Source organism: Treponema pallidum subsp. pallidum str. Nichols, assembly GCF_000410535.2.
GTDB classification, from domain to species: Bacteria; Spirochaetota; Spirochaetia; order Treponematales; family Treponemataceae; genus Treponema; species Treponema pallidum.
This window is the reverse complement of the sequence record NC_021490.2, coordinates 443,691-467,309: the sequence shown is the minus strand read 5'-3', so window position 1 is coordinate 467,309 and position 23,619 is coordinate 443,691. Positions and strand designations below refer to the sequence as shown.

The 23,619-nt window shown below is 55.9% G+C and carries 22 protein-coding genes; 5 read left to right on the top strand and 17 right to left on the bottom strand.

What is annotated here, in order from left to right; all coding sequences use genetic code 11:
- Window positions 1-86: 86 nt before the first annotated feature.
- Together TPANIC_RS02140 and TPANIC_RS02135 are read right to left on the bottom strand one after the other, a co-directional pair.
- Window positions 87-560 carry a chemotaxis protein CheW gene (locus tag TPANIC_RS02140; protein ID WP_014505499.1) on the bottom strand — a complete coding sequence of 158 codons (474 nt, stop codon included), beginning with the start codon at window positions 558-560 and terminating at the stop codon, window positions 87-89.
- Between the two features lie 125 nt (window positions 561-685).
- Window positions 686-1,495 carry a non-canonical purine NTP pyrophosphatase gene (locus tag TPANIC_RS02135; protein ID WP_010881886.1) on the bottom strand — a complete coding sequence of 270 codons (810 nt, stop codon included), beginning with the start codon at window positions 1,493-1,495 and terminating at the stop codon, window positions 686-688.
- 95 nt (window positions 1,496-1,590) lie between these two features.
- Between TPANIC_RS02135 and TPANIC_RS02130 the strand changes: the two genes are divergently transcribed.
- From TPANIC_RS02130 to TPANIC_RS02120, 3 genes are all read left to right on the top strand, one after another.
- Entirely contained in the window at window positions 1,591-2,055 is a 465-nt protein-coding gene (locus tag TPANIC_RS02130; protein WP_235214103.1) for a hypothetical protein, read from the top strand.
- Entirely contained in the window at window positions 2,021-3,103 is a 1,083-nt protein-coding gene (locus TPANIC_RS02125) for a DHH family phosphoesterase (RefSeq protein WP_010881884.1), read from the top strand. The genes TPANIC_RS02130 and TPANIC_RS02125 overlap by 35 nt, the downstream gene beginning before the upstream one ends.
- Window positions 3,104-3,233: 130 nt before the next feature.
- Entirely contained in the window at window positions 3,234-3,704 is a 471-nt protein-coding gene (locus tag TPANIC_RS02120) for a copper resistance protein NlpE (protein WP_010881883.1), read from the top strand.
- A gap of 96 nt (window positions 3,705-3,800) precedes the next feature.
- On the opposite strand, the gene TPANIC_RS02115 is transcribed toward TPANIC_RS02120, so the two are convergent.
- The 15 genes from TPANIC_RS02115 to TPANIC_RS02045 all read right to left on the bottom strand — a co-directional run bounded on the left by TPANIC_RS02115 (window position 3,801) and on the right by TPANIC_RS02045 (window position 20,407).
- Window positions 3,801-5,615, bottom strand: coding sequence for an SPOR domain-containing protein (locus TPANIC_RS02115; RefSeq protein WP_014342796.1), 1,815 nt, complete (start codon window positions 5,613-5,615; stop codon window positions 3,801-3,803).
- 54 nt (window positions 5,616-5,669) lie between these two features.
- On the bottom strand, window positions 5,670-6,221 hold the full coding sequence (locus TPANIC_RS02110; RefSeq protein WP_010881880.1) for a hypothetical protein: 552 nt from the start codon (window positions 6,219-6,221) through the stop codon (window positions 5,670-5,672).
- A gap of 42 nt (window positions 6,222-6,263) precedes the next feature.
- Window positions 6,264-7,085, bottom strand: coding sequence for a type III pantothenate kinase (locus TPANIC_RS02105; RefSeq protein WP_010881879.1), 822 nt, complete (start codon window positions 7,083-7,085; stop codon window positions 6,264-6,266).
- 33 nt (window positions 7,086-7,118) lie between these two features.
- Window positions 7,119-7,541, bottom strand: coding sequence for an ATP synthase subunit K (locus TPANIC_RS02100; RefSeq protein ID WP_010881878.1), 423 nt, complete (start codon window positions 7,539-7,541; stop codon window positions 7,119-7,121).
- A gap of 36 nt (window positions 7,542-7,577) precedes the next feature.
- Window positions 7,578-9,434, bottom strand: a complete 1,857-nt coding sequence (locus TPANIC_RS02095; RefSeq protein WP_235214102.1) for a V-type ATP synthase subunit I — start codon at window positions 9,432-9,434, stop codon at window positions 7,578-7,580.
- 8 nt (window positions 9,435-9,442) lie between these two features.
- A complete protein-coding gene (locus TPANIC_RS02090; RefSeq protein ID WP_010881876.1) occupies window positions 9,443-10,063 on the bottom strand; it encodes a V-type ATP synthase subunit D in 621 nt (206 codons plus the stop codon).
- An 11-nt stretch (window positions 10,064-10,074) separates the two neighbouring features.
- Complete coding sequence (locus TPANIC_RS02085; RefSeq protein ID WP_010881875.1) at window positions 10,075-11,367, bottom strand: V-type ATP synthase subunit B; 1,293 nt, start codon at window positions 11,365-11,367, stop codon at window positions 10,075-10,077.
- A gap of 3 nt (window positions 11,368-11,370) precedes the next feature.
- Window positions 11,371-13,140, bottom strand: a complete 1,770-nt coding sequence (locus tag TPANIC_RS02080) for a V-type ATP synthase subunit A (protein ID WP_010881874.1) — start codon at window positions 13,138-13,140, stop codon at window positions 11,371-11,373.
- Window positions 13,137-13,682, bottom strand: a complete 546-nt coding sequence (locus TPANIC_RS05595) for a hypothetical protein (RefSeq protein WP_014342420.1) — start codon at window positions 13,680-13,682, stop codon at window positions 13,137-13,139. The genes TPANIC_RS02080 and TPANIC_RS05595 overlap by 4 nt, the downstream gene beginning before the upstream one ends.
- Window positions 13,682-14,296 carry a V-type ATP synthase subunit E gene (locus TPANIC_RS02070; protein WP_014342419.1) on the bottom strand — a complete coding sequence of 205 codons (615 nt, stop codon included), beginning with the start codon at window positions 14,294-14,296 and terminating at the stop codon, window positions 13,682-13,684. Before TPANIC_RS02070 ends, TPANIC_RS05595 begins: the two co-directional genes overlap by 1 nt.
- A 125-nt stretch (window positions 14,297-14,421) precedes the next feature.
- Window positions 14,422-15,228 (bottom strand): hypothetical protein, encoded by an 807-nt coding sequence (locus TPANIC_RS02065; protein WP_010881871.1) that lies wholly within the window; start codon window positions 15,226-15,228, stop codon window positions 14,422-14,424.
- A 24-nt stretch (window positions 15,229-15,252) separates the two neighbouring features.
- Complete coding sequence (locus TPANIC_RS02060; RefSeq protein ID WP_010881870.1) at window positions 15,253-16,278, bottom strand: hypothetical protein; 1,026 nt, start codon at window positions 16,276-16,278, stop codon at window positions 15,253-15,255.
- Complete coding sequence (locus TPANIC_RS02055) at window positions 16,262-18,313, bottom strand: tetratricopeptide repeat protein (protein WP_010881869.1); 2,052 nt, start codon at window positions 18,311-18,313, stop codon at window positions 16,262-16,264. The genes TPANIC_RS02060 and TPANIC_RS02055 overlap by 17 nt, the downstream gene beginning before the upstream one ends.
- A gap of 133 nt (window positions 18,314-18,446) precedes the next feature.
- Complete coding sequence (gene surE / locus TPANIC_RS02050; RefSeq protein ID WP_014342417.1) at window positions 18,447-19,217, bottom strand: 5'/3'-nucleotidase SurE; 771 nt, start codon at window positions 19,215-19,217, stop codon at window positions 18,447-18,449.
- The gene (locus TPANIC_RS02045) at window positions 19,214-20,407 is read right to left on the bottom strand and encodes a galactokinase (RefSeq protein WP_010881866.1); all 1,194 of its coding nucleotides are present in this window, start codon (window positions 20,405-20,407) and stop codon (window positions 19,214-19,216) included. The genes surE and TPANIC_RS02045 overlap by 4 nt, the downstream gene beginning before the upstream one ends.
- A 26-nt stretch (window positions 20,408-20,433) precedes the next feature.
- Here TPANIC_RS02045 and lnt point away from each other — a divergent pair, with 26 nt between their 5' ends.
- The gene (gene lnt / locus TPANIC_RS02040; RefSeq protein WP_014342416.1) at window positions 20,434-22,113 is read left to right on the top strand and encodes an apolipoprotein N-acyltransferase; all 1,680 of its coding nucleotides are present in this window, start codon (window positions 20,434-20,436) and stop codon (window positions 22,111-22,113) included.
- Window positions 22,106-23,464 (top strand): signal recognition particle protein, encoded by a 1,359-nt coding sequence (gene ffh, locus TPANIC_RS02035; protein WP_010881864.1) that lies wholly within the window; start codon window positions 22,106-22,108, stop codon window positions 23,462-23,464. The genes lnt and ffh overlap by 8 nt, the downstream gene beginning before the upstream one ends.
- Window positions 23,465-23,619: the final 155 nt, after the last annotated feature.

Genomic DNA, 23,619 nt, shown 5'->3' with positions numbered 1-23,619 from the left:
GGACCTTCGGATGGCGGGGCTGTGGACGGGGATGGACCCCGCACGGCGCTTGGAGCTGCAGGCAGGAGACAGACAGCGGTGGGGCACTAGAGGTTCGCGAGCTTTTGCAACTCTTTGGAGCTAAACAGCTTGTGGATATCCAGAACAATAAGATAACTCGTCCCCTGGCGCACGACCCCATGAATGTACTCCGCCCCGATGCCGGTGATAACCTGGGGAGGGGACTGCACGTCCTCCTGCGAGACAGCGATAACACGCGCGATGCGGTCGATGATAATGCCGAGCTTACTGTCCTCCACATTGAGAATGACAAAGCCGCCGAGATACTCGTCGCCCGACTCGAGCGTAGCCTCGCGTAGGTGAAAGCGCTTGTGCAGGTTAATAATAGGGATAATCTCGCTGCGCAGGTTAAAAATGCCCTCCACGTAAGCAGGCGCACAGGGAATAGGACGAACGTCCTGAACCTTCACAATCTCCTTGACACCCATAATGTCGATGCCATAAAGCTCCTCCCCGAGCTGGAAGGTAACGAGTTGAAACTGTTCGTCGTTTACCGCCATGGGGACCCTCCGATGGTGCAGCGTGGGGCCATGGTACAAAAAACATCGTCTTCGTACAATCCCTCCTCTCAGCTGCAGTCAAGCGCGTGTCCTGCACTCCGTTCGCTCACGCACCTTGCAGAGCACTAGGCACGATGTATGCGACGGGCACACCTCCGAGCGCGTGCATAAAATTTGTGTCTTCGGGCAGTCTGCGCGGTCTGTCCCTTACGTTGCGCACAGGGGGCGCCAGGCCGCAGCACGCCGCCGCGCGTCATACGACGAGCACCACGCAAAAGCTTTAACTCGTAGCGCAGCGCACGGGGTAGCTGCATCATGGCCAACACCTGTGCGAGGCGCAGCGCCGCAAGTGCCCGGTGAGAGACGCGGTTCTTCTCCTCAATGCTGAGCTGAGCGAACGTCCTGCCCAGGTGTGGCAACAGGAAAATCGGGTCATAGCCAAAACCTTCTACCCCAGACATTTCTGTAGTCAACACTCCCCGGCACACCCCCCGCCCAACGCACAACGGCACCGATCCCAACTTCAGTACCGCCACACACACAAAGGAACAGGCACGGTCCTGCCGTCCGTGCATACGTTCCAGAAGGAGCTGCATGCGCGCAGTGTCTGTGTGTACCCCATGCTGTGCACCAAAACGCGCCGAATGCACCCCTGGGTCCCCGTCTAAAGCATCCACACAGAGACCTGAGTCATCGGCGAGCACAGGCGCATGTACCACGTCATAGAGGGCGTCAGCCTTCTGCCTTGCATTAGCAAAGAAAGTAGACCCGTCCTCAGGCGAGAAAAAATCGATACCCTCGTCTTTCGGCAGGAGAATCGTGTGCATGGGGAAAAGTGAGGAGAACTCCGCGTGCTTGTGCGCGTTGTTTGACGCAAGATAAATGCGCATGTACCAGCATACTGTAGCTCTACGCAAGAAATCAACCGCGCGCATTTTTCACGGCGCAGTTACCTGCAAGGAGCGTGATACAGACGCTTGTATTAAGGGACACACCTAGGCTAGAATCCTGCCGCCGCGGAGGTTTTGCTATGAAATTTTCAACTCGTTGTCTACGCCTTGTGCTGTGCGCTTCTGCTGTCGCTCTGAGTGCGCAGGATGCATCTGATACTGCTGGGCGTGTGTTAGAGCCCCCTCCCCCAGGGCTCACAGAGAGCAACTCTTCTCGTATGTACTACGTCAATCTTCCTGTGGTGAAAGTCTTCTCTCACCGCTTGGGCTATCGGGTTATTTACCGGCGTGCTAACTTCGAAATGGCCGAGATCTATCTGCCGTCCGCCTGGTTCTCGCCCAGGGTGGGTAAGGCGCTCTTGCGGCACGCTCCAGTGCGCGTCGATCCCTACCTTTCGTTTTTTATGGAAGGGAACACACTTACCTACGTAAAGCTCACACTCCCTCGCAGCCTGAGCAGCCCGGTGTGGGGAACGCTGAAAAGTCCTTCTGAGTACGACGATAAGTTTGATGTTCAGTTCCAGTCCCCCGAGTTCTCTTCCTAAGTCCGTTTCCTCCCCCTCTCCGTGCGCGGCGCGTACAGGGGATCGGGGGAGGGGTCTTTCCGGGCTCATCGAGTTCATTGACGCGCATCGCGCGTTTGCGGTCGTGGGGCATGAGAAGCCGGATGGGGACTGTGTAGGTTCCAGTCTTGCGCTTGCCTCGTTCCTAAGACGCATAGGGAAAGAGGTTGAGCTTTTGTCTGCGGGTCCTTTCAAGCGTAGAGAGATCGCTGCGTACGCGACACTCTTCCGTCCAAGTCTCTCTGCGCAGATACGGCCGTCTGATCAGACGGCCGTCATCGTGGTCGACTGCTCTGAGCTCAGCCGCGTTGGCGCTGAGCTCGCCTCGCAGCTTGCCCCCTTTGCGCGCGCGTTCATAGACCATCACGAAACGTGCGGCGACCACTGCGCGCACTCGTTCGTCGTAAAAACAGCTCCGTCCACCACTACATTGGTGCAAACGTTAATCGAGACGATGGCCGGATCTCTTGAAGCAGCCGAGGCGCGCGCACTTTTTTTGGGATTGGCTACGGACACAGGTTTTTTTCGCCACCTCGACGAGCACAGTGCGGACACGTTCGCTTCTGCTGCGCGTCTTGTACGTGCAGGCGCCAATCCGAAGGACACGTTTCTTGCCATGAACGGTGGGAGATCCCTTGCTTCGCGCATGTTGATTGCGCGCGTGCTTTCTCGACTGACGCCGTATTATGGTGGCGCGCTCATGACCTCGTACGAAACTTGCGAAGACGCGGTCCAGTTGGGGCTTGATGTGCGAGACTCCGATGCTCTGTATCAGCTCATCCAGAGCATCCAGGGCGTCGAGGCAATTGTGGTGGTACGTCAGGAATCTCCCACACATTGTTCGGTGGGGTTTCGATCGCGAGGATCGATTGACGTAAGCGTTATCGCCGCTCGCTTCGGGGGTGGAGGTCATCGCTGCGCTGCTGGCCTTCGTATCGAGGGCACCGTTGATGAACTGTTACCCCGCTTTGTTGCTGCCTTTGAGGCTCAGATGCGTGCACCCGCGGCCGGGGCGCAGGTGCGCTCCTAAACCCCACGTTTGCCCCGCGTGCGCGGTGGCCTGCGCTCTTCTCTCACTTTTGGCAAGAGGGAGCGTAACTTTTGCATCGTTGGGCTTTTCTCCCCTGAGTCTTACAGACGTGACAAGGGGGTTTTCTGTGATGAAAGGATCTGTCCGCGCGCTGTGCGCGTTCCTTGGTGTTGGAGCGCTCGGTAGCGCTTTGTGTGTCTCGTGCACAACCGTGTGTCCGCACGCCGGGAAGGCCAAAGCGGAAAAGGTAGAGTGCGCGTTGAAGGGAGGTATCTTTCGGGGTACGCTACCTGCGGCCGATTGCCCGGGAATCGATACGACTGTGACGTTCAACGCGGATGGCACTGCGCAAAAGGTAGAGCTTGCCCTTGAGAAGAAGTCGGCACCTTCTCCTCTTACGTATCGCGGTACGTGGATGGTACGTGAAGACGGAATTGTCGAACTCTCGCTTGTGTCCTCGGAGCAATCGAAGGCACCGCACGAGAAAGAGCTGTACGAGCTGATAGACAGTAACTCCGTTCGCTACATGGGCGCTCCCGGCGCAGGAAAGCCTTCAAAGGAGATGGCGCCGTTTTACGTGCTCAAAAAAACAAAGAAATAGTTAAGTCTGCCCCTTCCCTTCCGTTCCTTCGGGCTCTGTGCGCCCCCTTCGGGGCGAGTCACCACGGTCACGAGGGGAAGAGGAGGGCCGACCTGATCATCGCGCCTTTTTCAGAAAGGCGTCCTTGAATCCAAACCTTTGGAAGTTCTCTAGTACCGCGCCGCGTTCGTCTTTTTGGACAGGACCGACGCATACGGTGAAACGCACCTTACCTTCATGGATGTCCTGCTCCACTGCGATGGGGTATTCTACCCCGTAACGGTGGACAATGCTCTGCACCTGGATAGCGTCATGAAAGACTGCAATCTGTACGTAGTATTCACCAGGTTGCAGTCCACGTGGCGCACCCTCGGGTATCACCTGGGGATGCGCACGTCCTTTCTGTTCCTCCGGAACCACAATTTCTGACTCGGATAGGTCAGGGAGCGTAAAGGGGAGTTCCCCCTCAGGGTTCCGAAACTGATTGGGAGCTGAGTTGGAAACCGAGTGGGATGGCTGCTTCGTATGCTGAGAAGCGACCTCACGCTCCCCTCCTTCATGCCCAGAGGCCGGCTCCACTACCCCCGGCACGTCCTCCACCTCACGCTCCCCTCCTTCATGCCCAGAGGCCGGCTCCACTACCCCCGGCACGTCCTCCACCTCACGCTCCCCTCCCTCACGCTCAGAGGCCGGCTCCACTACCTTCGGCACGTCCTCCACCTCACGCTCCCCTCCCTCACGCTCAGAGGCCGGCTCCACTACCTTCGGCACGTCCTCCACCTCACGCTCCCCTCCCTCACGCTCAGAGGCCGGCTCCACTACCTTCGGCACGTCCTCCACCTCACGCTCCCCTCCCTCACGCTCAGAGGCCGGCTCCACTACCTTCGGCACGTCCTCCACCTCACGCTCCCCTCCCTCACGCTCAGAGGCCGGCTCCACTACCTTCGGCGCGTCCTCCACCTCACGCTCCCCTCCCTCACGCTCAGAGGCCGGCTCCACTACCTTCGGCGCGTCCTCCACCTCACGCTCCCCTCCCTCACGCTCAGAGGCCGGCTCCACTACCTTCGGCACGTCCTCCACCTCACGCTCCCCTCCCTCACGCTCAGAGGCCGGCTCCACTACCTTCGGCACGTCCTCCACCTCACGCTCCCCTCCCTCACGCTCAGAGGCCGGCTCCACTACCTTCGGCGCGTCCTCCACCTCACGCTCCCCTCCCTCACGCTCAGAGGCCGGCTCCACTACCTTCGGCACGTCCTCCACCTCACGCTCCCCTCCCTCACGCTCAGAGGCCGGCTCCACTACCTTCGGCGCGTCCTCCACCTCACGCTCCCCTCCCTCACGCTCAGAGGCCGGCTCCACTACCTTCGGCGCGTCCTCCACCTCACGAGACAAAGGGGAAACCAAACGCGGGTCATCGAAAATAACCGTATCGCGATATTCCGGTACAGTGTGACCTGCCGGCGGGGATGACAGAGGATCACGCTGCGCGGGGCGCGCAGGCACACGGGACGGCAAAGATGCAAGGGACAGTCCGTCCTGACTTGTTTGAGACCCACCGCGCACGGTACCCAAGGTACGTACGCGTACACGCACAGCTTGGTATACGCCAATCCCAAGCTGTGCTGCAGCAGCGGGTGCAAGGCTAACTAGAAGACCGGGGATCCCTGCGTGCCCAATAACCACTGCCTGAGCCTTGGCATTCTTTTCTAAGTTGCTAATTTCAACAGCAGTGTTTTTGGGGAACATGTCACTGCGCACAAACATGCCGTCCTGCAGAAAACTTCCCTGGGGGCCAATTTCTGCATTCCCTTCCCACACAGCCCAAAGCGGCGTGACAGAAGCAACACAAAGCACTAAGAACGCAGTGTTCACCCTAACCAGGTAAGATCTTCCTTTGACACCCCTTTTTGCGAACATGTGGCGTTTAATCATAAGACTCCTCCCAGCTGAAGCGACGCTGCAGACACCTTACGTATTCCCTATTTTCTATAACTGAACTCCGGCTGTATCGGTGCTCGTGCCCACCCGTATGTACGAAATTGCCTGCTCCGCAATACAACGGGTAACGACGTCAACACACTCAGAAACGGGAATACTCTCCCTGTATGGGGCGACACACGCATAGACACACGCGCGCTGCGTATGCAAATCCACTAATGTCCACACAGCACGGAACCTCTCTGAAGACCAAGCGCCGCGGGCACGGGAGGTAGGGCTTTCCCCACCAGGGAGACGAGCGGAATGAAACTGCACCAACAACGCGTAATCGGGCATTACTTCAAAACATGCAGCAATTTCTGCTATAGTCTGGCCGTCGTGTACACCCGGCGGTACTGCCGTAACCACCATTCCCTCGTCGAAGAAGGCGTTAAGGAGCGTATCGCCCACTGCTGTGCTCATGCTCGAATCTTGAGAGCCCCCACTGCGATGAACGGGCACGTAAGCGATACTGACTCCCTTCGCACTGAGGTACCAGAACGCGCGCATCACCAGCGCGATACAGCACAGACGCTTCCCCACTCCTACTCCCCCCGACACCGATCCAGTATCGGAAGATGGGGAGCGCGGATAACAGTTTCCTCAATTCCCCGATGAACCTGACACTGTAGCAGGTGGCAGGAGAGATGTCGGCACCAGCCGCGCAATATGTGCAAGACCTGAGAGCGTCAGCTGTGCATCGATAGGAGGAAAGTCCACCTCTGACGAGAAAAGACGCGAAAGCCCCCCCGTTATCACCGCTGCACAGCGGCACCCTAACTCTTTCTGACACTGTGCAATCATAGCGCGAATAACAAAGAGCGTGCCCCGCACCACACCCGCCTGCACCGCATGCGTAGTATCCTTGCCCAGAACGGAATCAGGCAGGGCAAGAGGAACAAGTGGTAATTGTGCCGTTCCTGTATGGAGAGACTGCACCGCAGTGCGCAGACCAGGCGCAATTGCCACCCCTTGAATCAACCCCGTGCCATCCACCGCCGTAAAGGTGAGCGCTGTTCCACAATCCACTACCACGCAAGCAGAACGGAAATGCACATAGGCCGCCACCGCGTTGGCTACCAAGTCAGTGCCAATTTCCGCGCGCACTGGCTCTGGTATGCGCACCGGCAAGTGCTCGTACGCCCACGGGCCAAAGACAACCGGCTGGACGCCGCTAATCTGAGCGACCGCATCTGCAATGGTCTTTGTCAACACAGGCACGACGGAGGAAATAAACGCATCACGGAGAGAAGCACGGCCGACCCCCGCACGTTCGCAAAGCGCATGGATGAGAAGCGAGTACTCATCTTGGGTTTTACGCGCGTCAGGCGCAAGGCGAAACAACTCACGCACGCACACACGGCCACCATTCTCGCCTTGGATTCCGAACACTACGTGCGAGTTCCCTACGTCTATCAAAAGCATGGTCGAAGCGCTATACCACAACGTTCACCACATCTAGCAGTTGATAATACCAAAAACCATCACCAGAAGCGCCACCGTCTCACACAAACCAACGATAGTCAAATACTGGCTAAATCCTTTACCTGTTTCTGCAAGCGCATCGGCGCCGGCTGCGGCAGCCCGCCCTTGAGAAAGCGCCGAAGCGGCAATTCCCAAACCGCACGCAACCCCCGCGCCGAGTAGGTACCACGGGTCCTTTTCAGAAGAAAACATCGCCTTCATTAGCAAAAAACCATAAATAGTCTGCGTAAGGGGAGCCCCCGCAAAGGCAAGCAAGATAAAGGGAGCGGGCTTATTATTCAGATAACAGCGCTTCCACGAACCAATCGTTCCCTGCCCTGCCAAAGCCAAGCCGAGCGCAGAACCCACCGCAGAGATCCCCAGCACCGCCGCGGCGCCAAACATACCAAAATTCATAACGAGCCCTCCACTCTTTTTCTACCTCTTTCTATGCTAACGCTCCCTAAAGGGAGTATATCGTATGCCTGTCCACATCAGACCCACATGATTAGAAAACTCCAAGGTATTCAAGCGCACACCGTGCACAATCACCGACAGTATGCTCATTACGTAATTCAGCCCGTGTCCAAACAGCAGTAGCACTATCCCAAGGAACGCCAGGAAATTGGCAAACAGAGGGTGTGTCATTTCATTAACTGTCGCACTGATTGCCCCTCCGGCCAATCCCACCGCCCAAAGCCGAATATAACTCATGACATCTGCAAATACATTTACAATGCCCAGCAACGCATTAATTACGTTTTTCATACTGTCTGCAACACTCTGCCGCACACTCACCCGATAATTCACAAAGATAAAATTCAGCACAAAACCCGCTATTATAGACCCGACAATCATGCCGGTAAGCGGATAGCGCTCTTTGTCAACAATCAAGTTGAGCACTACCACGTACATACCACCCAACATGAGAAGAGAACCAAACTCTGCAAGCACCCTCAGGGAACGGAAGGTGCGCCGCACGACGATCAAATGACCGAGACACAGGTGCAATAAACCGAGAAAGAAACACACGTGCATCTGATTCTTATTCCGCTGGGCGGCATCCGCAAAGCCTGAAATCTCCCAAACTGCAATACGCGCGAGCGACGCCGGCACATACTGGACAGGCACACCAAACCAGTTACACACGAGCGCACCCCACACCATCGTGAGCGTTCCTAAGTATAGTCCCAAGCACCATGCTGGACTCACCACTGCATGTTTTCTCTTGCTGAGAACAATCCCTCCCAAGGACACAAGCGTGAGGACTGCGCCGTAGCCTGCGTCCGCAAAGATGATTGAGAAGAACACGCCAAAAAAGAGCAAAAAGAAGCCAGAAATGTCTACCTCCCAATAGCCGGGCACAGTGCCGAGGAAATTCATCAACGGGGAAATCAAATTTACCCAACGGTTATTTCTCAGCTGTGTAGGTACCGGATCCTCAGGCATAGGGTCTACACAGCAATACGCCCACGCTTCCTTCCGCGCACACTCAGAAAAGGCACGCACCCGGGAAACAGGCAGGTACCCACTGACGTGCGCAATGCGCAACGTCTCTCCTGTTTCACGCCACTGACTGACGTCTACCGAAACCATACTGAGATGCACGCGCTCAAACTCGATATCTGCGGCAATCTTCTGCCGCAAGGCGCGAATCGCCCCTTGGTATTCCGAATAAGCAAGAAGCCGTTGTGTTAGCGTAGCGCACTCCTCACGCAACTGCCTGAGCCGTACAAACAGATCAGCGGGAGAAACGTCTGGCAATTCTAGCGCGCGCGCATCGGCAGGAAGAGATGGCGGCAGCCCCGGTTTATCTGCCACAAGCACACAGCGCACCAAGCCCCCGCGACGAGCAAGACAAAGCGTCTGCAACTCATCGGGCAAGCAGCGGTATGAACGCTCAGAAAGCTCCACGGGGATAAGATGTATCCCCCGCTGTGCGAGTGCCCTCACATCTGCCGGATCGAAATCCCCCCACGGCTCACAGCGTTCCAGATGCGCAATGCACTGCGCAATGCGCTGAGCAAGTTCCACGCGGTCTGAATGAGTACGTACGATCTGTTCCACGGCCTCTGCTGCTTCTACCACCTGACCTGCAACGCGACACTCCTCTCCTCGGGTAACATTCTTTGTCTGAGCGTCAGTGACGAGCGCAATGGCCTGCACGCACCGAGCGTCCAACGCGTGCAACTCTGCAAGTTGCTCACTTGCACACTCCCGCAACTGCACATGCACAGCACCAAAGGAACGCAACGCCTGCAGCGAACGCTCTTGCTCAGAACCGAGCACCAGAAGCGTTACCTTTTTCATAGGAACTATCACCGTGTATCCTCTTGTTCCATCCGACTCACGTCTACCAGATTCTTCTTAGACATCTTCCCCCGCACTACTGCAGCAACCTGCTGATCACCGAGGTACACCGTTATTTTCCGTATGCATGCCCGCGTCTCAGGAATCTTAACTTTTTCAAAGAGGTTAACACGCTGCGTTGTAGTCCGCAACTCTGCACCCAGGAGAAGCGCCTGTTCGTCGAGAACATGCGCCTCCAAGTCTAAGCTTAGCACTTCCTGCATTTTGCGCACTGCAGTATCCACCCACAGAGGAACACGATATAAGTCATAGGGAGGACAAGCAAAGTGCACTTCTAAAAAGCAGGGAATACGCACACCTGCAATGCTAGCATACGTTTTCTTTACCTCTTGCACGCGGAGCAAACGCGCGTCGAACACACCGCTTTCAGAAAAAACTGCAACCCACTGCTGAACATCCTGACGCAGGGCATCTGCACGGGAACGTACTTCAGAAGCGCGCGCCTCAACGGCACGGATCTCAGCATACAACTGCTGCTTTTTAAGCTGAAGCGTAGGGAGAAAACGGCGAAACGTCTTGAGCGTCTCTTTTTGACGTTTCAGTTCATTTTTGGTTAAGCGCACCGCCATCGGTCACCACCCTACGCAGGCCAATACGTGTTAATCAAATCAGAGCGAATCCCCGTCTCCTCTGGGGTGAAACACCGGCCCAGAATTTTCCACCCCGTATCGAACGCCTCTTCAAGCGGAATATTCACCGAAAGATCCATGAGCTGCGCTTCAAACAGCCCACCGTATGTGAGCAGTTTCTCATCCCACTCGCTCATGGCAAAACCCATAGATCTTTTCTCAAGCGCATCACGATAGGCGGCATACAACTTAATCATATTATCCATAAGCGCGCGATGATCTGCACGCGTACGCCCGTTTACGTTCTGCTTAAGACGGGATAGACTCCCGAAAGGTTCAATGCGCCCGTTCTTCAGATAAAACTGACCCTCAGTAATGTACCCCGTGTTATCAGGAACCGGATGCGTAACATCATCCCCTGGCATGGTGGTAACGGCAAGGATAGTCACTGACCCTGCATCATCAAAATCGACCGCCTTTTCATAGCGCGACGCAAGCTGGCTGTACAAGTCACCCGGATACCCACGATTCGAGGGAACTTGTTCCTGAATAATCGCAATTTCCTTCATAGCATCAGCAAAATTAGTCATGTCGGTTAAGAGCACCAACACATCCCTACCCTTCAAGGCAAACTGCTCGGCAACTGCAAGACACATATCAGGGACCATCAAACATTCTACGGTAGGATCTGAGGCAGTGTGCACGAACAGGACTGCCCTACTCAACGCTCCTGCCTCTTCCAATGCACTTTTAAAATACAGGTAATCGTCATGCTTCAGCCCCATACCCCCGAGGACGATGACATCAACCTCCGCTTGCATTGCAATACGGGCCAGCAGTTCGTTGTACGGTTCCCCTGAGCTAGAAAAAATAGGCAACTTCTGAGAAACAACCAGCGTATTAAACACATCAATCATGGGAATACCCGTGCGAATCATACGCCGCGCGATAACCCTCTTTGCCGGATTAACCGAAGGACCGCCAATTTCCACCCTCCCTTCCTTTAAGGCCGGACCACCGTCTCGGGGAACGCCAGAGCCATTAAAAATTCTCCCCAATAAATAATCTGAGAAACTCACGAGCATACCCCTCCCCAGAAAGCGCACCTCGCTCCCGGTGGAAATACCCCGGCCTCCCGCAAACACCTGCAGGGAAACTACATCCCCTTCAAGCTTATTCACCTCAGCAAGCGAATCGCCAAACGCCGTTTTTACCCGGGCCAATTCCCCGTAATGCACCCCCTTTGCCCGCACCGTGATGACAGAACCGTTGATCGACTCAATCTTCTCGTACACCTTGTACATCGTCTACTCCATCCCCCGTATAATTCCCTCTGCTTCGCTGTCGATTTTCGTCGATTCTCCCTGGAGAAAGGCACGTATCTCCTTTTCTTTCTCCACAAACGCCTCAGAATTCCAGGCGCAACAGTTGTAATCGATAAACATATGCCCAAGCTTGCTGAAGTATGCCCGCGCGTCATCTTTTGATTCAAACGCTAAAACACTGCCAAGAACCCGCATGACGATGGCATAGCAGTGCTTTTGACGTGCAACAGGTACTGCACTATCGACTGTGTCAAAAGAATTCTGCTGCAGATACACCGAATCAAGAAACGAGCCTTTCAGATATACGAGAAAGTCCTCCATACTTGTGCCCTCTTCGCCGACGACCCTCATCATCTGCTCCACCTCTGCCCCACGGCGCAGAAAAGAGCGACCGTACGCAACAGCCCGCGCGTCAAGCACACTTGGATACTTAGACCATGAATCAAGCGGATGCACCGCAGGATACCTGCGCGCGTCAGAGCGCTCTCGAGAAAGTCCGTGAAACGCCCCAACCACTTTCAATGTAGCCTGCGTTACCGGTTCTTCGAAATTACCACCTGCCGGAGAAACCGTCCCTCCAATAGTTACCGATCCTTTCTCTCCACTCCTCAGCCGGACCACACCAGCCCGCTCATAAAAGGCTGCGATACAAGACTCCAGGTACGCAGGAAAGGCCTCCTCCCCCGGAATCTCTTCCAAACGCCCAGACATTTCACGCAGGGCCTGTGCCCAACGGCTCGTAGAGTCCGCCAGCAAAAGAACATCCAACCCCATCTGACGGTAATATTCTGCAAGCGTCACTCCCGTGTACACTGAAGCCTCACGAGAGGCAACGGGCATAGAAGAAGTGTTGCACACTATAACCGTCCGCTCCATAAGCGACCGACCAGTGCGAGGATCCGTAAGATCAGGAAACTCCCGCAGGGTCTCAACCACCTCCCCTGCACGCTCCCCACACGCAGCAATCACTACCACGTCCACATCCGCATTGCGACTGGTAGAATGCTGCAGCACCGTCTTTCCCGCACCAAAGGGACCGGGAATACAGTACGTCCCCCCCTTGGCCACCGGGAAAAAGGTATCTATCGTCCTAATGCTCGTTACCAATGGCTCAGTCGGTTTCAAACGCTCTGCGTAACAATGGACGGGTCGCTTCACTGGCCAACGAAATGCCATGGTCAGTTCGTGCTCATGTCCCTGCGCGTCACGGACCCGCGCAATCACATCGTGCACGCGGTACGTCCCTGCAGTCTGAATGAAGACAACCTCATAGGAATCCCCCATATGAAAGGGAACCATAATGCGGTGTTTGAGCGCACCCTCTGGGGTATACCCGAGCACGTCCCCACGCACCACGCGCTCACCCACTGAAACATGCGGGGTAAACATCCATTCACTTGTCCGAGAGAGGGCGGGCAAATACACCCCGCGCTCCAAGAAATACCCAACCTTTTCTGCAAGCAGCGGCAACGGATTCTGTAAACCGTCGTACACCTGACCGAGCAAACCAGGACCTAGCTCAACAGACAGCAAATCGCCTGTAAACTCAACACGGTCCCCAACGGAAACCCCTCTTGTGATCTCAAACACTTGCAACTGTGCCTCACGACCACGAACACGAATAATCTCCGCTTTCAAACGCGCATTTCCAACATGCACGTATCCGACCTCGTTGAGCGAAACGACACCCTCGAACGTAACGCTCACCATATTGCCGTTGACCGCAGACACGATACCCTTCGTTTGCGTCATGTATATGCTCCAAGAATTGTATAATAAAGAGCTGCGTATGCTTTGGACCCCGCCTGCATTGTGAAACGCGACCGATGCGTAAGCAACATCAGCTGCAGCCCGTACAAAAACACTGCCTCTGAGGAAAACGGGTCAAGCGGCCTACACCCCTCGACAAAGGAAAAGCGCGCGTCGTTCAAAAAATACTCCGCTTCGAGCGGATCGTCCAAAGAGACCGCAACACGAGCCGCACGAGCCACCGACTCCTGCGCCACAGGACACTGCCTTACTTCAACAGGAGTATCCCACCGCAGACGGTCCGCGCGCTCACGCGCAAGCGCACAGCGTAACGCGTACTCAAACTCGCCCCATCTATCTAAAACACGCGATCCCGTGGAGTCACGCGCCGGCACGGGACACAACGAGATATTTCCAAGCACCGCAGCATCCTGCCGACCCAAGAAACGTAGCGCACAATCCAAAAAATCCTGATAACGCAAAGGAGGCACCGCGCCGCATAGAAGAGATGGTAGCTGCGTTATAAGGTAGCAATAGGAAGACATCACAGCTCCTGCGCAGCAGACCTGAGCACCTCGGCAACACGCGCAGAAACATACGAAGAGAACAACTGAGCAACCGCGGCGGCGGAAAAATCATAGTACGACCCGCCCTCGGCAGGGACTATCCTAAACCCTGCCGTAAGGCAATCGTCAGACCTCAACTCTACCCCTGCCGAAAGCTGCTCCTGCAACGCAGCACAAAACACCCCCTCAAGCGTCCGAAGATCAGCAGGAGAGAGGATGAGCTCTAGCTTATCACCCTCCGCTTGAACCCAGGCAGAAACGACACGAGGAATAAGCTCACGCAAAACACCCGCATCGTAGGCTTGCGCCGTCTCCATCGAAATAATAGCCCGAAGAGAGCGAGTCACCGAATCTTGAAAGGATAATAAAACGTTGCGACTCGCCTGCGACAGCGCCGCAAGAGACGACGACTCGATCCGCTCTGCCTCCTCACGCGCAGCGCGGACAATCCGCTCTGCCTCCTCACGCGCAGCGCGGACAATCCGCTCTGCCTCCTCACGCGACTCACCAAGCAAACGAGACGCCTGCTCCTCGGAAGAGGCAACCGCTTCGCGCTTAATTCGGTCAATCAGATCTTGCAGTTGAATCTCCACTATACGTTCTCCTCGCAGCCCTCCGAGTATACTAAAAAGTCCCCACCGGGACAAGCATAACACACTTCGACCATCCGGCTCCACACGCTACGGGACAAACTACTGCCTCTCCTGTCATCGCTCTCCTACTGCTGGAGAGCGAGCTCCTCGTGAGGCGGCACCACAACAGGCGACGCATCCTGTGTGCCCTCTGTCGCCGCCACCACGCGCAGATTGCATGAGAAAGGTGGACGCACTATTGATTTTTCAAATACATGCGCGTGCGCGCCGCTGCACGCACGCTTGAGCCCCTCATGCCATATGGCGTGCGCCCACCGTCCTATTCGTTCCGCACCTGCCTCTCTACGCAGCAAGAGTTTTATCCTTTCATAAAAGATCTTAGGATAGCTCTTGCGTACCTCCCCAGAGGGAACTGGAATGACGTGCGTGCCCTCCACGTGCCGTGTGCGCAGCGCGCAGGCAATTTCTTCGCTCGAGGCAATATCCTCAATGCGGATGATATGCCCAGGTTCAGGAAGCCCCACACGAAGGGCTATTCTGCGCACCATCCTCTCTGAAGTCCCCAGAATGAGCACCTTTTTGTTCTGTGACCCACACAGAAAATACGTCAACACACGGGCAACTACGCGACGGTGCATCGTGTTCTCGAAGAGCGCAACCCGTATGGCCGCAAGCAGCGTCCTTTCCTGCTTTGCCGAGCGACCTGCAATAATCTTATCCTCACGAATAAGCAATCCATCGTCTATAACGAACGCTATATCAAAACGCCGCATCACTATCTGCGCACGAAAACTCTTTCCGCTGCCACTTCTTCCTACCAGCGCAAAAACCTGGCGGTGCTCAGGCGTACCTATGCACGCTCCCTGCAGCGCACCTGCGCGTTCGCGCTCCCCCTTATCCTTTTGCTTATGCCAAGACACGAATACGCGCATATAAATTCGCTTTCCCCATGACAGCTAAAAGTCCGGAACCAACAGCGGGGCACGCGGCGCCCTTTTGCGCGCATTGTGCGCATCAATGAACGCTGTCACATCGTGCACCGCACTCTTGCGTAAAAAAGGCTCGCCAATCGCCAGAAACTGTCCATCAACACGCAATGCCAGCGCAGACTCATCCAAAAAACCCTGTCGGGGATACACCGCACCCACCGCGTACGAGCCCGGTCCTGCACCGCGCCGCCTGAGCATGAGCCTTTTGCTGCCGTCAGAGGACGTGCGAACTTCATAGGTGCCCGTTTGGAAATTACGTACCACACGTGAACGACCGGTGGTGCAGCTGTAAACTGCAGCACCACGCTGTACGTACTGAGGGATTTCGTACGTCACACCGTCATCAGCGGTAAAATACGCACGCTGCGCTGCAAATGCCAGCGCGTCATCACGCCAGTACCGAAAGCGGTAAAAATTCGCCTCGGTGAAGAAAAAGGCATTCAGTTCTCCAGGCGCCTGGCTAGAATACGCACGCAACGCCTCAGCAGACCCTTCCTCAATCCAAAAACCAAAAAGAGGATCGTCTGTTCTCACGGGAATCTGCTCGGACGAGACGGACCCGGAACGGGTACCATACGATACCCGCTGAAAAAAAGAGCAGAACAGCGCGTCCCCCCAGCGACACAGAACGAGCGGCTGCACACGCACACGCCCCTCAAACGACAAGACAAGATCCACCCGTTCTGCCTTTTGCGCCGCAGGGGGCGGCAGCACATCAGCACGAGCATCAGACAAAGATGAAAGGGAAAAGACAGCCACGCGTTCATACACGTACGCATAATACGGCTTGTGCACAAGCATGAGCGAAAAACGCATCGCATCAGCAGTAGGAGCGATAGCAACGATACGCGTGGCGTTCTCCCACACCCCTGCCAAACGCGCCAGAGCAGGCTCAGCTGCCAACCCCACCTGAGTACTGAGCACGCACAGACGCACCCACGCGCTCCACCCTTTTCCTGTCATACCGCGTAACCGGTCACTCAAGCGGCGCAAAATACCCTGTCTCGTCCCGCCCCGAACGGCTCAAGACGCGCACTTCTGCCTCCACCGGCATATATGCACGACCAAAATCCGTCGGCAACCGCGATCGATACGACAATGCATAGGTGCCCGCTGCGCCTGAGCGCACGTGCGCCACAAGAGCCCCTAACCCTTCTTGCGCATACACTGAATACACCGCACCCCTTGTCTTTTGAACCAGATATCCAAGCTCCACGGGCAATACCGTACGCTGAAGCTGTATTACGTAAAAGCTCGTTTCATTATTCGTCAAATATGCAGCCAAGTCCGTCACCCCATATTGTGCAAAATCCTGTGTCTGCAATTCACCAAGAGACAAGAATACCACTGCGCGCTTGTAATCTGCGTTCACCAGCGTGCCTGCCGCAAGACGCAGACCCAGATCAAAACGCCACTGCGAAGAACTCTTTGCTCTTAGGCGAAGCGGTTGCGCCTGCAGCTGCGCCGCAGTGAAGGTGCCTTCCAGCACTGGTGACTGTGCCGCAGAAACTACCGACAGCGTCCCCTGTTCCCCCACCGCTTGTGCAAGCTCACCAATCACCCGTGTAACCAAGCGCATCTCCTGCTCCGTCGCAGGAGAGCGGTCCACCAGTATACTGAGCGAACACGTATCGTTCAAATACGCTGCCCCCTGCAGACGCATCTCACTTACCGGCCGGTGTTCTTCGGTAAGAAAAAAGTTGGAAACGTCCAATCCCACTACCGGCGTCCCCTCACGCGTGTGTACCGACACATTCACAGTAACGGAGGGAAACCGGTCGGCGTGCACCCGCTCAAAATGCACAAACAGACCGCCGGCAAGCTCAGAGATACGCGAAACAATCTCAATCCTTTCGTTTTTATAATCGGCAAGGAGCACATTGCCATTTGCATCCGGAACTGCCGCCGTTAAGCGAATAGGCGCATTTCCCAAACGGGCAATCGTGTGCAAGGACGCGAGTCCTACATCCACCACCATGACCTCATTCGGGAGAGACACCAACAAGCGTCCATTCCACGCCCGCACAGATTCAACGTGCTTGAGCGTCCCTTCCGCAACGAGGGTACGCACATAATTTCCTGCCGTATCAAACACGTAAATGGCGCCCTTCAGAGCATCTGCCACGTACACTAGCTCATCGAGAATGGCAATGCCGCCCGGAGCAGAAAACCCAAAGAAGCGCGCAGACTTCTGCCCAAAATGGAAGAGAGGAGCACCATCAGGTGCAAACACCGCCACACGCGCATTCCCAAAATCTGTCACGTAAATGTTATCGTAGCGATCAGTGGCCAAAAACTGGGGGCCGATGAGTTGTCCGACGCCTCTCCCCTTTCCCCCAAATGACTTGAGGAACCTGCCTTCCTTCGTAAGACGACAAATGCGATCAGAGGCAAATTCAGAAACGAGCAGATCGCCTGAGCGCGTCTGAATAACATCAAAAGGACGGTCAAAACCCTCAACGGGCCCACGCGTACGCGCAATAACACGTCCGTTCACGTCAAAGCGAAGCAGCTCGTTAGAACCGTATGCGCTCATCCAAAACGTACCGTCAGCTAACGCACACAAAGATAGTGGTCTGCGGAAAAGAACCGTTCCCCGGCGTACAGCATGAAACGATTCACTTTCGCTAAAGTGCAGCGCGTCTGCTGAATCAGGCGCAAAGTCACGCCGCTGCTGAACCACTTCTATCTTGTTCCGAAGCAACGCGCCGCCGTAGCCTAGATCCCGCGCCGCGCCCCACTGGTGCAGCGCTGCGCCTTCAATCCCACTGCGGTAGTACGCATTCCCCAACCACTCAAGAATGAGCGGATTACGGGGAGCAGCAGAAAGCGCACGCTCAAACAGCTGGATAGCATCATTGAACGCACCCCGGTAATAGGCCAAAACTCCGCGGCGAAACTCCCCTGCTGCAAGTGCTGTATCACGCACAACCGGTGGCGCATGCTCCTGCGCCCCCACTGCAAAAAGCAACAGCAGCGCGCCTGCGCACCCCACAGATCGTCTACTCAAACACCAACCCCCTCTCACTGCCTTTCAGCGCAGTCTCTTCTTTCTCCAGAAAGCTCACAAAAGGTGCACAAACAAAAAGCAGAGAGAAAAAAGGAGCACGCAGGCCAAGACAAAGAGACTACCTCGAACAGACGCACACCACGCCCTATCCTCAGTACGAGCAACAAGCCTGGAACGCAAAATCCGGCAACGGCAACACAGGAGGCATTGAAACCGGCTGCGCATACACAAGCGTAATCGCAATGTCACCACGCATTACAACCGCCCAATCGCTGTCCTGCACCGCGCCTGTATGCGCCGCTCCACCCTGGTACTCAAACACGTGAGCAAGGCCCGCCTGGCGCACCGCCCCACGTTCCTCATATATCCGACGCGCAACGCGCGCGTAACAAGCACGCGCATACGCCTGTGCCGATCGCGCGTTTATGTTCACCAACACGTCCTCGGAGGAAAGTGCAGCCAACGCCCGCACGTGACGCGCCACAAAGCGGGCAAGCGCCTGGAAACGGCAGCCTGTTCCAAAATCAGAAACGGGCAACAGGCTCGCTGCAATCCCCGCAATCCCATACATCACCGCCTGCCGTGCTGCGGCAACCGTTCCCGAGAACACAATATCAGTCCCCAGATTCTCCCCTTCGTTAATTCCTGACACCACCACATCCGGCGGTGTACCCACGCACACCTGGCGTAACGCGCGATTCACACAATCCACCGGCGTCCCTGAGCACGACCAAATACCTGGCTCCACTTCCTTTACGGTCACCGGCTCGAGCGTAGTAATCCCATGCGAAACTGCAGAACGATCTCTGTCCGGCGCAACTACCGTCACCTCATACCCCTCAGGCGCTGCTTTCAGCGCCGCATGCAGCGCGCGAATGCCTGCTGCCTGATACCCATCATCGTTTGTCAGTAGTATCCTCATAACACCCGGGCCCCTTCAGAGCACTGTACCTCATACGCCGCTGCTTTGAAACCGAAGATGCGCTCGTACTCGTCGAGCCTTTCTAGGTACGGCTCAAAGTCTTGATCGCGCAAAATCGCATAGGTGCACCCACCAAAGCCCCGACCCGTGAGGCGCGAGCAGACCACATCCGGCGCATCAGGATCTACAAACTCAAGCGCACGCTTCACCAACCAATCGAGTTCTGGACAAGAAATTTCAAAGCGGTCCCGCAGGCGCTCATGAGAGCGGTTCACTACTCTTGAGAACGCAGCAAAATCCCGCTTACGCAGGGCTTCAATCGCCTCATCAACGCCCAGCGACTCGCGCACCAAACTGATCACTCGCCTCCGTATTCCCTCAGGCACATCTATTTCCTCCAACGCTGCTGCCATGAGCTTAGACATAGCGCGAGGCATATCGGGATTGCGCTTCACCAATTCATAAGCATCCACGCAACGCTTCAAACGCGCGGTGAACTCCTCACGCGCGATGAAACGGGGAACACGCGAGTCAGTAAGCACAATACGCTTCCCCTCCGAGGGAAATTGACACAGTTCCGCCTGCTTCTTGCGGTGATCAGTGCGCACGCAGCTACCCTGCTTTGCAAACAACACGCACAGAATATCCGCGCGATGTGCGTGGGTCTTGAGATAGCGCTCATTTGCGTGTTCCACGATCGAAACAACACTTTCCTTTGGCAGCGTAGCGGCAAACAACCTTCCAAGCACAAGGGCCATGGCAACCTTCAGCGCATTGGGAGTACCCAGCCCCGCATCAGGAGGAATCTGAGAAAGGATAGTGCAGTTCAACCCCGTCAGGTGATACCCACCATCCATGAAGGAGAGAATGACCGCCTTTACCGAATTAGCCCAGCGATCCTCCTTACGATAGCGTAAATTAGCGGTGGAAATCTTCCTCCGCTCCCCAAGCGTTAAGGAGAAAAGGCGAAAGGTGCTATCCTTTCGGCGCGAGACACACAGCGTAAGGGTTTGATCGATAGCCATCGACAGGGTGTTGCCCTGAGCAAACCACAGATACTCCCCCAACAGGTGAAAACGACCCGGAACGACTGCAATCGCCTCAGGCTCGTCGCCGTACTCCTCTGTGTGGCAGGACTCTACCCGCTGCATGCGCAGCATCATAGCCAGTGTATTGAAATAATACAACAAAAATGCTTTTCTGGCAGGGGAAAGTTATGCTTTGCACAGCGCCTCTTGTTTCAAGCGCCGCCTCGGCGGTGCTCTTGGCATTTGCGATTCCCAACGAGTTTTGGCTCGCCGGTTCCTCCGTGCTAGGGTTGGGGGCGCTTGTTCCCTTGTACGTTGGATTCCTCCTCTCCCCTGCAAAAAAACACGTTGCCTGTTCTTATGGGCTGTTCGTCGCACTCGTGCACGCGTGTTCTAGCTTTTGGCTCAAAAACTTTCAGGGCTTCGCGCTCTTCACCCTCGGCGCATCAACTGTCGGTTACTTCTTCTATGCGCTTCCTTTCGGCGTAGCGTTCGCATGCATCCTGCGCAAGCAGGCGCCCGCGCGTGCCTGCGCTTTTGCGCTCGTGTGGACCCTCTGGGAATGGGTAAAGTCAACCGGTATACTCGCCTACCCGTGGGGTACGGTCCCTATGACCGCGCACAGCCTCTCGCACCTCATACAGATAGCTGATATCACCGGCGTCTGGGGGCTTTCCTTCCTCATCCCGCTCGCAAACGCGTGCGTTGCAGAAAGTCTCCACTTCTTCATAAAAAAGAGAGACAGCGTCCCTGTGTTCCGTCTCTGGCTCCTCACCGGCTGCTTGTACTGCCTGTGCAGTCTCTACGGTGCCTACCGCATCGCCACCCTTGGGGCTCCACGTACCACGCTCGCGTTGGCAATCGTACAGCAAAATGCAGATCCGTGGGATACAACTTCCTTCGAAAAAAACCTCACCACCGCTATACATCTGACTGAGACAGCCCTTCGTACGCAAACAGCTCCCCCCCTGCCGACTACTCCCTACAGAAAAGAAAAAACACTCACACACGCTTCTGCGCGCGCACCTGTCGACATGGTGGTTTGGAGCGAGTCTAGTCTGCGCTATCCGTACGAACAGTACCGTCACGTGTATAACGCATTGCCAGCGGCACGACCTTTCTCGGCGTTCTTGCGCACGCTCGGCGCGCCCCTTCTGGTGGGAACCCCCTTGAGACTGTCTGGTAACTCCACTAAAGGTGGATACGCCAATGCAGTGGCCTTGCTCCGCCCAGACGGGCACGTGGCGCAGGTATATGGCAAAATGCAGATGGTGCCATTTGCAGAATTCATTCCCTGGGGACACATGACATCTGTACAAAGACTGGCGCAGATGCTCGCCGGCTTTTCCGAAAGCTGGACGCCAGGGCCAGGGCCGCGCTTGTTTCATGTGCCGTGCGCCGCAGGAGGCAGCGTGCGCTTCGCAACTCCCATCTGTTACGAAGATGCCTTTCCTTCCCTCTGCGCCGCTTTGCACACACAGGGGAGTGAGCTCCTTATTAATCTTACGAACGACTCTTGGTCAAAAACTGCCAGCGCAGAGTGGCAGCACTATGTTGTCTCTCTTTTTCGGGCCATAGAGCTGCGTACCACCCTCGTGCGCTCTACAAACTCTGGCTATACCGTCGTCATCGGCCCAGAGGGAAAAACGCGCGCCGCGTTTCCGTTGTTTCAGGCCACCAGCGCGGTGCTCCACGTTCCAGTGTACCCGGTAGTGCGCACGTACTATGCGCGCATGAGAGATTGGGTGATCGTGCTGTGCGCGCTCATCTTTTTTGCAGAAGGAGTGCGCATGGCCGTGCACACCCGCCGGCACAGCACCACGCAGGCGGAAAGCTCACTGCAGCAGATAAGGGGGGAGCATGTTTGAGCAACTGAGCGCGAGCTTTAAACGTATCGTAGGAGCGCTGGGAGGACGCGCAACTATCAGCGAACGGAATATTCAAGAAGCAGTAGAATCAATTAAGCGCGCACTGTTAGACGCCGACGTGCACGTTCGCGTAGTGCGTCGCTTTGTGAATCAGACCATACAACACGCGCAGGGACAGACGGTGCTTGCGTCGGTTAGCCCTGCGCAGCAATTCATAAAAATTGTACACGAAAGACTAACTGCCTTCCTCGGTGAACATACGCGGTCGCTGCATCTTAAGGGGCCCGATACGCAGTCGATTATTCTCTTGCTTGGGCTCCAAGGATCGGGGAAAACTACCAGCGCAGCAAAGCTTGCTGCGTACCTGAAGGATGCAGGTCGCTCCCCTCTCCTGGCCGCTTGCGATCACGTTCGTGCCGCAGCGAGTGCTCAGCTGGCCGTTCTCGGCACGCACATTGGCGTTCCCGTGTACCAGCATGCGCTGCCGCACGAACAGCAGCCGTGTGCTCTTGATACGGCGCGCGGTGCGCTTCAGTACGCGCGCTCACACGGCAATGACGTACTTATCATTGACACTGCTGGCCGTCTCCACGTGGATGCCGCGCTCATGCAGGAGTTAATCCTTCTCAAAGAAACACTGGTTCCTGTGGAAACACTCCTTGTTGCAGACGCTCTAACCGGTCAGACTGTGGTGCGCATTGCAGAAGAGTTCCATGCCGCGGTGGGTATTTCAGGCGTTGTGCTCAGTAAGTTTGATTCAGACACCCGCGGCGGAGCTGCACTGTCTTTGAAAAGTATTACCGGTCAGCCACTGCTGTTTGTTGGAACCGGTGAACGACCGCAGGACTTTGAACCGTTCCATCCCGAGCGAGCCGCCGGAAGAATTCTGGGTATGGGGGACATCGTTTCTCTCGTGGAAAAGGCGCAAAAAGCCTTTGATGCACAGGAACATGCGCGTGCGCAGAAGAAAACGCAATCGCACGAGCGTTTCACGCTCAGCGATATGCTCGACCACCTGCAAACTATAGAAAAAATGGGACCGCTGCACTCGTTGGTGGAGATGATTCCCGGTTTAGCGGTAGCCGTTTCTGCCGATGCTCTTGACGCGCGCGCGTTCAAGCGTCAAAAGGCGATTATTCAATCGATGACCGTGCAAGAGCGTGACAATTTTCTCATTATCGGCCCCTCAAGGAGGCGGCGCATCGCGGCAGGGTCAGGCACTTCGGTGGCTGATGTTAACCGTTTAATTAAGAATTTCGAGAGGATGCGCACGCTCATGCGCAAGACTGCATGGCAGTCACGCCGGGCACACCCTAAAGGAGATACACCCTATGGATGGCCACATCGCTAGATACGCCGCCTGCGCCCTTTTCGCACTCAGTGCGCTGTGCGCCCCCGCTTCGCGCGCAGAAGACGCGGACCACTCCTGGTCCCCCGTACATACCCCACCCTACGATCCTACACTTTTCCAGTCGGACGCGCAGCGTGCCGCCTTCCACACCTTGG

Bases quoted from the DNA above. Each gene is read 5' to 3' on its own strand.
- TPANIC_RS02105 (WP_010881879.1), bottom strand. From the start codon at position 7,085: ATGCTTTTGATAGACGTAGGGAACTCGCACGTAGTGTTCGGAATCCAA.
- TPANIC_RS02100 (WP_010881878.1), bottom strand. From the start codon at position 7,541: ATGAATTTTGGTATGTTTGGCGCCGCGGCGGTGCTGGGGATCTCTGCG.
- TPANIC_RS02115 (WP_014342796.1), bottom strand. From the start codon at position 5,615: ATGATTAAACGCCACATGTTCGCAAAAAGGGGTGTCAAAGGAAGATCT.
- TPANIC_RS02130 (WP_235214103.1), top strand. From the start codon at position 1,591: ATGAAATTTTCAACTCGTTGTCTACGCCTTGTGCTGTGCGCTTCTGCT.
- TPANIC_RS02065 (WP_010881871.1), bottom strand. From the start codon at position 15,228: ATGCGCGTATTCGTGTCTTGGCATAAGCAAAAGGATAAGGGGGAGCGC.
- lnt (WP_014342416.1), top strand. From the start codon at position 20,434: ATGCTTTGCACAGCGCCTCTTGTTTCAAGCGCCGCCTCGGCGGTGCTC.
- TPANIC_RS02080 (WP_010881874.1), bottom strand. From the start codon at position 13,140: ATGACGCAAACGAAGGGTATCGTGTCTGCGGTCAACGGCAATATGGTG.
- TPANIC_RS02135 (WP_010881886.1), bottom strand. From the start codon at position 1,495: ATGCGCGCGGTTGATTTCTTGCGTAGAGCTACAGTATGCTGGTACATG.
- TPANIC_RS02125 (WP_010881884.1), top strand. From the start codon at position 2,021: ATGTTCAGTTCCAGTCCCCCGAGTTCTCTTCCTAAGTCCGTTTCCTCC.
- surE (WP_014342417.1), bottom strand. From the start codon at position 19,217: ATGAGGATACTACTGACAAACGATGATGGGTATCAGGCAGCAGGCATT.
- TPANIC_RS02120 (WP_010881883.1), top strand. From the start codon at position 3,234: ATGAAAGGATCTGTCCGCGCGCTGTGCGCGTTCCTTGGTGTTGGAGCG.
- TPANIC_RS02095 (WP_235214102.1), bottom strand. From the start codon at position 9,434: ATGAAAAAGGTAACGCTTCTGGTGCTCGGTTCTGAGCAAGAGCGTTCG.
- TPANIC_RS02090 (WP_010881876.1), bottom strand. From the start codon at position 10,063: ATGGCGGTGCGCTTAACCAAAAATGAACTGAAACGTCAAAAAGAGACG.
- TPANIC_RS02140 (WP_014505499.1), bottom strand. From the start codon at position 560: ATGGCGGTAAACGACGAACAGTTTCAACTCGTTACCTTCCAGCTCGGG.
- ffh (WP_010881864.1), top strand. From the start codon at position 22,106: ATGTTTGAGCAACTGAGCGCGAGCTTTAAACGTATCGTAGGAGCGCTG.
- TPANIC_RS05595 (WP_014342420.1), bottom strand. From the start codon at position 13,682: ATGTCTTCCTATTGCTACCTTATAACGCAGCTACCATCTCTTCTATGC.
- TPANIC_RS02085 (WP_010881875.1), bottom strand. From the start codon at position 11,367: ATGTACAAGGTGTACGAGAAGATTGAGTCGATCAACGGTTCTGTCATC.